The organism is Ruminococcus sp. D54t1_190329_F1, assembly GCF_015551645.1.
Classification (GTDB): domain Bacteria; phylum Bacillota; class Clostridia; order Lachnospirales; family Lachnospiraceae; genus Blautia_A; species Blautia_A faecis.
This window is the reverse complement of sequence record NZ_JADNDC010000008.1, coordinates 92,740-104,853: the sequence shown is the minus strand read 5'-3', so window position 1 is coordinate 104,853 and position 12,114 is coordinate 92,740. Positions and strand designations below refer to the sequence as shown.

Genomic DNA, 12,114 nt, shown 5'->3' with positions numbered 1-12,114 from the left:
CTACTTTCCTTTCTTTGCAGAAGATTCCCGACCATTTTTCAGACGGTCCACTGCTTCTCTCGCCCGCTCTCCAAGCACTCCTTTAAGACTATGGCTTCTCACCTCAAGGGCACGGATCTCATTCAGCATATCTTCTTTTGCCTCATCAATCTCCAGGTTCAGTGTAAGATTCTTAGCACCTTCCGGAACCTCTATATCTACAATGCAGGGATCAAACCGTGAAAGGAAGGCCCAGCTGCCGCAGATTGTTCCATCGGGTGTCAGAACCCCATCCATGGAAGCAGGCATCCTGTCAAAGCGGATTGCTGCAAGATGTACCGTACACGGATGATCACCTGGATCAATTCTTATAAACCTGCAGCTTTTCGGCAGATTCAAGGTGCATTTTACCTTTCCGGCCATAATAGGCCTTTTTACAGAACTTGCTTCGGAATACATACCTCTTTGTTCCGCGAAATATACCTGCAGCGGTCCCAGATTACTCAGGGACAAATATTCCACCCCTGGAGTCATTGTGGCATACATCTCCCTCATAGGAACATGCGTGCCTGTGATATATACCTGAAAACCGCTTTCCATTCTGGAAAAACTGGTTCTCATCACTTCTGAAATACCAAATTTCTCATAAAATCCGGCTGCATTCAGCACTTCACGCACTTTATGCGTCTGTATATAGTAATGGATGATCCGATACAGTACAAATTCACAGGGAACAGGAAACTCAAATGTCCATTCATAGTCCAGAAGTGTATATGGACGGGTCATTACAACATTGTCACAGATCATATCAATATTCGTAACATCTGTACATGTCAGTCCGCCAGGCATAGGCACATCACCGAAAACATTTTTGAATTCCTCAGTTATTGTGAACGGCTTTTTGCTGTGAAGCTTCTGTACGTTTTCCAGATATTCCGTAAAAATTTTCTCAGCTTTTTCCTTTTCTCCCTTTCCCAGCAGATCATCCAGATATTCTGCAAGATTCTCCTGTTCCAGATACTCAAAATAAGCACAGTCTTCGCCTATCTCGCACTTGTTGCTCAGAAACGGAACTTCCCCATACATCTGATCAAGCTTCTGATTCCATTTTTTCATGCGAAGAACATGTTCTTTTCCTTCCGGATACAGCCATTTTTTCTCCAGCCATCTTTTCCCATCTTCTTCCACAATGTCAGTGCGAATTGCGAAGGAACGGCTTCTTTCATTGGAATATTTACTGAAAATAATCTCTTTCATTTGTTTTCCTTCCTTTCCACAATCACCAGGAATGAATTGGAAAATTCCTGAAAAAGTCCTGCATCAGTGAGGGAATCGTATACTTTTCCCTCATTGAACAATTGTATTCTGTTACGGTCAAAATTGCAGAAATTATCCCGAAGCTCGCCTTTCTTCGGCAGACGCTTGTCTGAATAAATAGTCATCGGGAATTTATAATCCGGATATGGATAATAGAAAGTGGTCTTAAATTCACCAGCCTGGTCAATAATATCAGACAGTTCCTTTCTGGAAAAAGTCCGCACACTTCTGGTATCCGGATAGTTCTCCAGTCCTTCAAAATATTTTCCCACATGATCTTCGGTGCAGCCGGCCCAGTATTTCAGGCCAAGCCGGTTCTCAATCGCGATCACGATTCTGCCTCCCAGTGCCAGATGGCGGGCAATGCGTCGGAGCATTTCCACATAAGGCTGTGCTGTCCCGATATAGCCCTGGGAATATTCAAACACACCGATCAGGGTAATGTAATCATATTTCTCAGTAAGGCTACTCTCCACATCCTGAAAATTTCCTACCATAATTTTCACATTATCACATTCGCGATTTCGATATGCATTGATGGTGCTGCGCATTTTTGACAGATCGATACAGGTGACACTTTTGGCTTTTCGCGCGAGAACTCCTGTGATCGGTCCACATCCGGACCCGATTTCCAGAACCTTCTGTTCTTTTGTGATAGGAAGCCACTCCAGAATATTCTGGCGAATATGTGAAAAATGATAAAGGACCGGCCAGCTGTTTCGCTCATAGATCAACTGGTTTAGTTCCTTCTCCTGATAATTTTTCGCAATTTCCAGAAGTTCTTCTTCCACAGGACCATCACTGTACAGATCCTCGCCTGGGTAATATTCATAATCTAATGTTACGTTTCCGATTTTTTCCTGCATATTTTATTATTCCTCTATCCACACTTTGGAATTCATATCGTAGAATCCAACTGTATTTTTGGAAGAAACCACAGTTATGTTGCATGCATCATATAAACGATGGAATACGGTAAAATCTCCATTCCGATAGCCGGTACAGCCAAAGGAGAGAAGATATTCCCCACCCTGCATATCCATTTTCTGCTCAAAAACCACTACACACTCATCCCCTGCGTCTGTGTGTTCCACATTCACACCTTCATACATAGTGTTGGTTCCTGTGATCTCAGTTCCCTGAATATTCTTGAATGTGAAAGCCATAATAGGCTGCTGAATGCTTTCATGAAAATGAATGCGCATTTTAATCTGAAATTTAGACCCCTTCTCGATCGTGTTGGTCTGAAGGCTCTTGGAATCCATTACAACGAAGTCTGTGATCTCAGCCTGTTTTTCCCCATACTCCAATGTGTTCGGGTTCACAAGGAATCCCTGTTTCCAGTCTTCTTTCTTTGTCTCTGAGCCTTCTGCCTGTTTCACCGGATCCTGATGTACCAAAAGCTGCTTATACATGTCTACCATAGCTTTAGGCGTACCCTCGTCCAGCATGACACCCTGATTCAAAAGAATAACACGATCGCAGTATTTGGAAATGCTTCCCAGGTCGTGACTTACAAACAAAATAGTTTTGCCCTGTTTCTTAAATTCCTCAAACTTATGATAGCATTTCGCCTGAAAAAATACATCACCTACAGAAAGTGCTTCATCCACTACCAGGATCTCCGGATCTATGTTGATAGCCACAGCAAAGGCCAGGCGTACAAACATACCACTGGAGTAGGTCTTTACCGGCTGATGGATAAAGTCACCAATATCTGCAAAACTGAGGATTTCATCCAGCCTTGCGTTGATTTCTTCTTCGGAAAAGCCTAACATGGTACCATTCAGGAAAATATTTTCCATACCAGAATATTCCGGATTAAATCCGGCTCCCAGTTCCAGAAGAGCCGAAATTCTTCCATTTACGGTTACGGTTCCGGTTGTAGGAGCCAGTACACCGGTAATAATTTTCAGAATAGTGGATTTTCCGGAGCCGTTTGTTCCAATAATACCAACGCATTCTCCTTCTCCAATATCAAAACTAACATCCTTAAGTGCATAATGCTCTTTATACAGCTTCTTACGACTAAGCCCCAGAGAATCCTTCAGGCGATCCAGTGGTCTGTTATAGAGCTTATACATCTTGGACAAATTTCTTATTTCAATGGCGTTTTTACTTTCCACGTTGTTTCCTTTCTTTTCTATCCGCATCATAACTGCTCAGTTCTTCTACAGTTCTGTACTTCATCGAACATGTCTCATGAGCCGTTACCTTTCCTCTTCGCTGAATACATTTCGATTCATAACTGCTTTTCTTCTTTTTACAGAACATCTGCAAAATGAACCCGAAGCCGCTTAAAAATCCAGTTTCCAAACAGGAAGCAGCAGATGGCAAATACCCAGAAATATAATGTCCAGACTGGTCTTTCGAAGAACCAGCGCTTGATAATAAATGCGTCACGATATCCTGATACAATATAAAATACAGGATTCAGCTGAAGAATTTTGTATAGAAGGCTGTTGGTACCGATCATGCTCTCTGACACCCACATAATAGGAGTCAACCATACTCCAACCTGTAATCCGATACCAATAATCTGGTTCAGATCGCGGAAAAGGACTGCAATTGCGCTGGTAGCATAGCAAAGTCCCAACACAAGAAAAAAGACGCATGCACTATAATACAATATCTGAAGGTAGTACCAGTCAGGAAATCTTCCGTTACATATATAAAGAATAATTGCCAGAAGTACAAAAAAGCCATGTACAAATAAAGCGGAAATTATTTTTACCACTGGAAGGACGCTAATGTTGAACACTACCTTTTTTACAAGGTAATTGTATTCCAGAAGCGAATTGGTACCTCCGGAAAGCGCATCAGAAAAGAAAAACCAGGGCACAATACCAGCTACCAGATAAAGCACAAAAGGGACTCCCAGTTCATCTGTGTTGGACCGGAACCCCACTGAAAATACAAACCAGTATACCAGAATTGTTACCACTGGCTGAACGAAAGCCCAGAAGGTTCCAAAATAAGAACCTGCATATCGGGTCTTGAAATCATTTTTTGCCAGTTTCATAACCAGCCGGCGGTTTTTATATAAATCCGCCGGCAGGGAAAAAATAGACTTAAGCATTTACAGTCTCCTATCTGTTAAGTTCCTTAAAGCTGCCCCATTTCTGATCCTTGTCAGAGAAGATCAGCTCCATACCTTCCGGAATCGGCCACTGTACATTGATGTCCGGATCATTCCAGATCAGACCGCCCTCATCGTTTGGATGATAAAAATCGGAGCATTTATAAGTAAACTCCGCATTCTCAGAAAGAACCAGGAAGCCATGTGCAAATCCTTTCGGAATAAAAAACTGTTTCTTATTCTCTGCTGAAAGAACAACTCCGTACCATTTTCCATAAGTTTTGGAGCCCTCTCTTAAATCTACAGCCACATCAAACACTTCTCCGTTTACTACGCGGACAAGTTTGTCCTGTGGATAATGAAGCTGGAAATGGAGACCGCGAAGAACACCATAACGTGAGCTGGACTGATTATCCTGTACGAATTCTACGTCAATTCCTGCCTCTTTGAAGTCATTGTAATTGTAAGTCTCCATAAAATAACCTCTGGAATCTCCAAATACGGTTGGCTCGATTACTTTTAATCCTTCAATATCATCACAATTTGTTACTTTAATTTTTCCCATTTTCTTTTCTCCTTATTTATCTTTCATTTTATATTCAGTCAAATTTACAGTCTTATCGACTTCTTGGAACGTGTTTAAAAAGGTTTTCTGCAAGATGTGCGTCACAATTTGTGGGAGATCTTTCAAACACGCTCTAATATACATGATTCCGTCTGATAAATCAAGATTATTGGTTACTGTTACTGGTCATCCTATCTGTATTGTTTGGTACATACACCATTTTTGTTAAATACGGAAACGAGTCCATCTGCACTGGTCAGGCTCAAGTTCTGCGCACGTACTCCTGCGCCAGCACCCGTTCCGCGGTAGAAATAATATTTTTTTCCTTTGATAGTGTACCAGCCCTTATAAGCCTTTCCATTTTTTCCAAAATAATAAGTATTCTTCCTGCCATTCTCTGTGAGGGTGATAAACTTGTTCTTTGCACGGTAACCTTTACTTCCAAAATAGTAAATGCTGCCGTTGGCTGCTACATATTTGTAATTCTTTTCCATGGCAAAGGATGTAGTGCTGAAATAATAATATTTCCTGCCCACCTTGCGCATACCTGTCAGGGCTTTGCCATCTGCTCCGAAATAGTAGGTCTTGCCTTTCTTTGTCACAACTTTATTTTCTACACGTACGCCGTTTTTGTCCACGTAATAAGCAGTGCCGTCTTTCTTGATCAGCTTGCTTTTATATAAGTGTCCGTCTACGGAACTAAAGCAGTAATACTTGCCATCAATTTCCAGCCAGCCTTTGGCCTTTTTATCATTTGTGTAGTAATATTTTCTGCCTTTAACAGTGGTCCAGCCATTCTTGTGAAGCTTGGGATCTGAATATAAAGGCTGTTTTGCAGGGGTATAGCCTTCCTGAGAATTCCATCTGGGAACAACCTTGGTTGTATAATCTACATAGCCAAAGTTCAGATCCACATTGTTCTCTTTTGGAACACCGCTGATCAGCTTCTTGGTACTGATCATACCTGGAACTTCATCACCAGCTGTGCACTGCCAGATGGTGTATTTGTATTTGCTGGCGCTCGGTGCAAGAATTGTATCTCCGTAGCTTGCAATCCAGACATCCAGACCGGAGCCTTCCAGAACGTTCCAGTCTACAAAATTATTATACCAATTCAGATTCATGTAGAGAATTGGTGTATATCCTGCCTTGCGGATCTCATCACAGAATGTGAGAGCAATCTGGGAAATTTCCTTTCTGGTCAAGGTTCCCAATGTAGCTTCATCTTCCAGGTCAAAAGCTACCGGATAGGAAACCTTATGTCCCTGCATCTGACGAATAGCCAGCTGCGCTTCAGCAAGTGCTTCTTTGTTTGTCTTGGCAAGACTGTATACATAAGTTCCCACCGGCACATCTGCTGCTTCTGCCTCAGTCATATTATAGTCATAATAATCATCCAGATGTCTGGTTCCATAGGAAATACGCACAAAGGCAAAATCCAGATCTTTCTTGGCTTCCTTCCAATTGATCTTTCCCTGCCATTCTGAGACATCCATGCCTCTGGTAATGGCTCCTTCTACTTTCTTTCCGCTTCCATTGTAGCAGACTCCGTCAATTTTGTGCCATGCCTTTGAGCTTGTCTTGGAAGAGGAATCTCCTACACTTGGTGCCAGATGCGCATCTGGTGAAACATTTTCAATATTATATGGCTTATTTCCTGCATTGGCACTTACATCTGCAGTTGGTCCTGCAATTATTGCAGTTCCAAGCATAGCTGTAAATAAACCGGCAGACAGCCATTTTTTCCATTTTCCCATATCTCCTCCTGATAAACAGTTTCAGGTTACGTTCCTTACCGGACCAGTAGTGTTTACCGTTTACCCTTATTCGCTTGTTTCTTACAAGATGTTAAAAATGTGTTACTTTGTTATTATACAGTTTCCATTTTCAAATTTCAATGTTATTCTCCAAAACAGTAAAAAGGTGCCTTAAAATCATCAAATCTGATAATTTTAAGACACTCTTTTTGGCTTTTTATGTCGTTTTTTTATCAACAACTATCTTTCAGAGTAAGCTATTAAGCTGCCGGATCGGTCGGATCGTAGTATCCGCCATTCTTAATTCCCCTCAGCGGTGTAATTGCGCGACGTCCCAGCGGTCCTTTGAATACCTCATCAGATTTATAGGTTCCATCGAAAATATAAATAGTGGAACCATTGCAGTTCTCATATACCCATTTTGCATCGGCAACACAGGTACGGATACAGCCATGGGAAGCTGGGCTTCCAAGCTTAAGATATGCACTAACCGGCAAATTATAGCTGTTTGCTGAGCCGCATGCAATAGAATGGACGAAAATTCCGCCCTGACCAGCACCATCTACATGAGTACCATACTGTCCCCAGGACGGTCCCATAAGCGCCTGCCATCTGCTGTATCTTGTCAGTTTATATCTACCTGTCGGAGTATCTGTTCCAGGATTGCCTACTGAAACACGAATGGTCTTAACCGGAATTGTACGGTTCGCATCTGCATAAATTGTCATAACACCATTTACACGATCCACTTCAACTGTATATCCGGATTTGTAAATATTTGTCACGTCATTGATTCTGTAACCATTCTTATCAAAGTAATACAGCTTGCCATCAATCCACTTGGATTCATTTTGTACAAAGCCCTTCTTATCCGGGTTAATGTAACGAACCAGATTCTGGGAATTGTCTACAACCACCCAGCCTGTAGTGAACTTACCAGTGGCATCTACATATCCGTATTTTTTGCCTTTCTTCACGAATGCATTCTTCACAAGACTCATATTCTTGAAGTAATACCAGTTTCCATCAATCTTCTGCCATCCGCTCTTGCGAAGTACACCCTTAGAGTCTGCAAAATATGTTTTTTTCTTGTAAACAAACATTTCATTCTTAACCATCTGGCCATTTCTTGTATTAGATGTAGATGGTTTAAAGAAATAACTCTTGCCATTGATTACGGTAACTCCGCTGGCAAGTCTTCCGTCAGCTTTGAAATAATATCCGTTTCTCAGTGTATTGGCGTAATGATTTCCTTTTTTATTGAACAGGAACCAGCCATAGAATTTCCCCTTAGAGGTGGTTACTTTCTGCCATCCGGTTTTCTTCACAATCCGGCCAGCAGTAGAACCAAAATAGTACATTCTGTTTCCAGCCCCAGGACAGCGGTGCCATACCTTTTTCCATGTTGCTCTTGCACCGGTTTCTGTTACATAATATTGTTTCTTTTTATAAGTGACAATACGATTCTTATAAATGCAACCATTCTTATCTGTCAGATAATATTTGCCATCTGTGGCTTTCTTCATAGTCTTCTTAAGAAGATAGCCATTCTTATCGATCAGATAGGAATTTTCCGCATCTTTATGTCCGTCAAGATCTGTTACAATAACGCCATGAACCATAAGCTGTCCAATCTTACTGCTGTCCAGCTCACCGGAATCATAATATTTCCACTGCTCACCGGCTGTTCCTGCAAAACTCTTCCATCCATCACGGTACATCTTTCCTGGAATTTCCTGATCTGTTTCTGCTGGCTGGAAGTAGTACTGTGCAGCTACTCCGTTTACTGTCAGAGTAACATCCCCTGTACGTGGTGTTCCATTCTCATCCAGACAATAATACTCATCATTGATCTTATAATATCCTGTATATGTATTATTTGCCTTGGCGGCTTCATCCAGCTGTGCGGTGGTTAATGCCTTACCATCTGCGCCATAATAATGGAAGTTTCTGCTTTCTTTGTTCCACAACCAGTAATCCTTCTTCATCTGACCAAGTGTGGTCTTCCACGGTACCAGTGCAGCACCCTGTCCATTATATTCTGTATATGCCTGTGCACTATCGGAAGCTGTAAAATAGAATTCACCAACAGCCCCATTTGCACTCTCCGTTCCAGCTAAAGTCTTAATGCCAGTAACCAGAAATCCATTGGCATCAAACAGATAACTTCCTGTATGAACTGCTCCAGCCTCGTTTCTTGTAGTAATCTCTACAATTCCATCTGCCGCAGTATAATATTCAGCCTGAGCAGTTGTTCCTTCAGCCTCTACACTTTCCGTACCTGCTGCTTCGCCATTCTCCTGGACTTCATCAAAAGCCTGAATCTCATCAGAACCAGCCACATTCTGAGCCTCAGCAGCTGCACTTACAGCTGATTTCTTCTTGCGAAGCTTAAAACCATCAGCTGTCTGCTCCCATTCTTTCCAGTCAAATACTCCGTCTGAATTATCTGCCTGTACTTCCTGAGTCCCATCCAATGTGCCTTCAGGAACAGCTTCAAATCCATCTACCGGAGCAGTACTTCCATTCTCCTCCACTGTTTCACCTGAAGTAAAGCCATCGAAAAAACCATCTGTACTTTCTCCTGAATTTTCGCTGTCTGTATGTTCTTCCTTGTCCTGGCTTTCCTGTACCTGCTGCTCCTCAGCTGCTGCCGTATCTGCAGGCACCTCTGTATCCTCAGACGGCTGTACTGCTTCGGCTCCGTCTTCTGTTTGCACATCTGCTGCCTGTTCAGATGTAAATCCGGATTCAAATCCGCTATCCAAAGCTGCGGCTGGAACTTCCAGACCCATGGACACACTTAACATAATCCCTAAAACTGCGGCTGCTACTCTCTTTTTCACTTTTATGCCTCCCTATTGTAACGTTGTAAATCTTATTCTCCTAAACCATTGTTGATAACAGTTACAAGATTTCTTAAAGCCTCTGTTTCGTCCTCGCCTTCGCAAAATATAGTAATCTCATCACCACATTTCACACACGCGCCCAGAACACTGAGCACGCTTTTGGCATTGGCAGACCCCTGACCATACTGAAATGTTATAAGAGATTTATATTTCATAGCTTCCTTACAAAGAATGCCTGCCGGTCGTAAATGAAGGCCGGAAGGATTGTTCACCCTTACTTTCTCACTTACCATAGTTTCTCTCCCTTATTGCTGCTGTTCTCTGGATCCATGGCAATATATTTTGCCAAACGTTATCCGTAAACAACAGCTCATTCATTATTAGTATCTGAATTGGAAACTTCTGATATAGTCACATCTGCAACCACATCATCCAGAAGTTCAAATCCCTTAGGCAGCTTCACAGTCACAGGGATCTGATAGCTTCCTACTTCCATATCCTTCAGATCAACAGAAGCTTTCACTTCGTCAAGATTAAAGTCATCAAGCTCTCCAGCTGTTGCTTTCACGCGGATTTCAATCTTATCTGTTCCAAATGTTACCAGAAGATTATCAGCAAGGTTATCTACCGTAACCTGATTGGAGGGAAGACCATATGAATGACTTCCAATAGGTAAAATACTTACCTTCACCCAAACGTCCTCACTGGTTCCGCTTGTCAGCTTCACATCCTCAGGAAGCACATCTTTCAGGCTGACTTTCTTCTCAATATCAGTTGTCTCTCCTGTAATATCAATATCAGTACCGCCTATCCAGATCGTGTTGTCATTCTGCTTCAGAGTCTCCAATGCCTCATCTGTTCCCGCAATACTTACAGTATCCGGAACAGTAGTCACACTCTCCACCTGATAGCCATCTGCCGGCACACCTACATAGTCCGCACCAATATTAACGCCTGTGCGAATCTTCCAAAATTTAGTTGTAACAACAACTTTGGTATTATCTATGGTGAGATAAGCCATTCTTCCGGCAAGACTGTCCTGATTCTTATCAATAATATTCAGTTCTGCCTCTTCGGAAAAATCCTTTGTTCGGCCATCAACATCAACGGTCGCATTTACTTTATCAATTTTATTCACAAGAGATTTCGGACCTGTAATTTTAACTTTCTCCGGACTTGCAGTCTGAGAACCAACCTCGTAGCCCTTGCCCGGCTGGCTGGAACCGTAATTTACATTAACCAGAAACTCCTGTGTTACTTTTTCTTCCAGTCTGACACTGAGATACTGTGGTGTCACTTTAATATTCTCGGGGCTGATTCCCGGACAGGAGGCAGTGATCGGAACCATAACCGGATCTGTATCAAGGCTTCCTGCCTGCTGCAGATCTGCCGTCAAGGTTATATTGGTCTGAGTAATCCTGGAAAGAAGTCTTCTCTCTCCTGTGATTGTAACCCTTATAGGATCCGGATCATCATCCTGCATACACATCATGTTTGCACTATCCACATAAGCCGTATTCTGGAGTTCTACATTTTCTCCGGCAATGGTGATACTTTTACTGGATACCGGATTGTCCACATTTACCACAATAAACCAGATCAGAAATCCGATGAAAACAGACATGATCTTCAAGGTAAAATTCCTAGTCAGCTTTGTCTTCTTCATGTCTCATTCTTCCTTTCAACAGATGACGCAGTTTACTGTTAGTTACAACCTTTTTATTCTGAGCCTTGATCAATGCAGATCTCAGTTCAGCACTGGTAAGACCTCTGCTGAGCTGTCCGTTCTGGGCCATAGACACCTGCCCGGTTTCTTCTGAAACAATAATTGTCAGGGAATCACTTACTTCACTAATTCCCACACCAGCTCTGTGTCTGGTTCCAAGCTGTTTGCTCAGCTCCATATTGTCGGAAAGAGGCAGATAACAGGTAGCTGCTACAATTCGATTGCCACGCACCAGGACAGCGCCATCATGGAGTGGTGTATTATGTTCAAAAATATTGATCAGGAGCTGACTTGTAAGAACTGCATCCACATTGATTCCTGTGCGCTCATATTCACTTAAGCGGATATTCTGCTCAATGACGATCAATGCGCCAGTTCTTACTTCTCCCATGTCAAAACATGCCTTCACAAGCTCATTGATTGTTTTATCTGTAAACCTTTCCTGTACCTCTTTGCCGGCATCCAAAGGGAAAATAGAAGCCATAAACTTCTTCTGTCCCAGCTGCTCCAGCATTTTCCGAAGTTCTGGCTGGAAAATAACAACAACACTGGTAAGAAGTATAGTAGAAAGATTCTTAATGATCCAGAGGATCGTATTCATTTTCAACACATATGCAAATAAAATAAAAAGGAGTACTATCAGAATTCCCTTCAACAGAGTATAAGCGCGGGTAAACTTGATCCACACCATAAACTGATAGATAAAGAAGGAAATCAGGGCAATCTCCAGTATGTCTGTTACTCCCAGACTGGGCAGGGAGAGTTTTGACAAATATCCTGATAATCTGACTGCCATATCCTGCATAGTGTACTCCTTTCTTTGTTACCATTCACTGCCAAGC

10 protein-coding genes are annotated in these 12,114 nt (G+C 42.2%); all 10 read right to left on the bottom strand.

All coding sequences use genetic code 11. From position 1 onward, the window contains the following. Window positions 1–1,236 carry a hypothetical protein gene (locus I2D69_RS05405; protein WP_173734903.1) on the bottom strand — a complete coding sequence of 412 codons (1,236 nt, stop codon included), beginning with the start codon at window positions 1,234–1,236 and terminating at the stop codon, window positions 1–3. After that, window positions 1,233–2,162 carry a class I SAM-dependent methyltransferase gene (locus tag I2D69_RS05400; protein ID WP_148461728.1) on the bottom strand — a complete coding sequence of 310 codons (930 nt, stop codon included), beginning with the start codon at window positions 2,160–2,162 and terminating at the stop codon, window positions 1,233–1,235. Before I2D69_RS05400 ends, I2D69_RS05405 begins: the two co-directional genes overlap by 4 nt. A gap of 6 nt (window positions 2,163–2,168) precedes the next feature. Continuing rightward, window positions 2,169–3,422 (bottom strand): ABC transporter ATP-binding protein, encoded by a 1,254-nt coding sequence (locus I2D69_RS05395; RefSeq protein ID WP_347708380.1) that lies wholly within the window; start codon window positions 3,420–3,422, stop codon window positions 2,169–2,171. 137 nt (window positions 3,423–3,559) lie between these two features. Next, the gene (locus tag I2D69_RS05390) at window positions 3,560–4,375 is read right to left on the bottom strand and encodes an ABC transporter permease (RefSeq protein ID WP_148461729.1); all 816 of its coding nucleotides are present in this window, start codon (window positions 4,373–4,375) and stop codon (window positions 3,560–3,562) included. A gap of 10 nt (window positions 4,376–4,385) precedes the next feature. Further along, a complete protein-coding gene (rfbC, locus tag I2D69_RS05385; RefSeq protein ID WP_118579668.1) occupies window positions 4,386–4,940 on the bottom strand; it encodes a dTDP-4-dehydrorhamnose 3,5-epimerase in 555 nt (184 codons plus the stop codon). A 191-nt stretch (window positions 4,941–5,131) separates the two neighbouring features. Next, window positions 5,132–6,697, bottom strand: coding sequence for a GH25 family lysozyme (locus tag I2D69_RS05380; RefSeq protein WP_173734904.1), 1,566 nt, complete (start codon window positions 6,695–6,697; stop codon window positions 5,132–5,134). A gap of 260 nt (window positions 6,698–6,957) precedes the next feature. Further along, window positions 6,958–9,543, bottom strand: coding sequence for a L,D-transpeptidase family protein (locus I2D69_RS05375; protein WP_227198880.1), 2,586 nt, complete (start codon window positions 9,541–9,543; stop codon window positions 6,958–6,960). Between the two features lie 32 nt (window positions 9,544–9,575). Next, window positions 9,576–9,839 carry an HPr family phosphocarrier protein gene (locus I2D69_RS05370; protein ID WP_118579680.1) on the bottom strand — a complete coding sequence of 88 codons (264 nt, stop codon included), beginning with the start codon at window positions 9,837–9,839 and terminating at the stop codon, window positions 9,576–9,578. Window positions 9,840–9,916: 77 nt separating this feature from the next. Next, window positions 9,917–11,212 carry a CdaR family protein gene (locus tag I2D69_RS05365; protein ID WP_148461731.1) on the bottom strand — a complete coding sequence of 432 codons (1,296 nt, stop codon included), beginning with the start codon at window positions 11,210–11,212 and terminating at the stop codon, window positions 9,917–9,919. Continuing rightward, entirely contained in the window at window positions 11,190–12,077 is an 888-nt protein-coding gene (cdaA, locus tag I2D69_RS05360) for a diadenylate cyclase CdaA (RefSeq protein ID WP_118579686.1), read from the bottom strand. Before cdaA ends, I2D69_RS05365 begins: the two co-directional genes overlap by 23 nt. Between the last annotated feature and the right edge of the window lie 37 nt (window positions 12,078–12,114).

Bases quoted from the DNA above. Each gene is read 5' to 3' on its own strand.
- I2D69_RS05405 (WP_173734903.1), bottom strand. From the start codon at position 1,236: ATGAAAGAGATTATTTTCAGTAAATATTCCAATGAAAGAAGCCGTTCC.
- I2D69_RS05400 (WP_148461728.1), bottom strand. From the start codon at position 2,162: ATGCAGGAAAAAATCGGAAACGTAACATTAGATTATGAATATTACCCA.
- I2D69_RS05390 (WP_148461729.1), bottom strand. From the start codon at position 4,375: ATGCTTAAGTCTATTTTTTCCCTGCCGGCGGATTTATATAAAAACCGC.
- rfbC (WP_118579668.1), bottom strand. From the start codon at position 4,940: ATGGGAAAAATTAAAGTAACAAATTGTGATGATATTGAAGGATTAAAA.
- I2D69_RS05380 (WP_173734904.1), bottom strand. From the start codon at position 6,697: ATGGGAAAATGGAAAAAATGGCTGTCTGCCGGTTTATTTACAGCTATG.
- I2D69_RS05370 (WP_118579680.1), bottom strand. From the start codon at position 9,839: ATGGTAAGTGAGAAAGTAAGGGTGAACAATCCTTCCGGCCTTCATTTA.
- I2D69_RS05365 (WP_148461731.1), bottom strand. From the start codon at position 11,212: ATGAAGAAGACAAAGCTGACTAGGAATTTTACCTTGAAGATCATGTCT.
- cdaA (WP_118579686.1), bottom strand. From the start codon at position 12,077: ATGCAGGATATGGCAGTCAGATTATCAGGATATTTGTCAAAACTCTCC.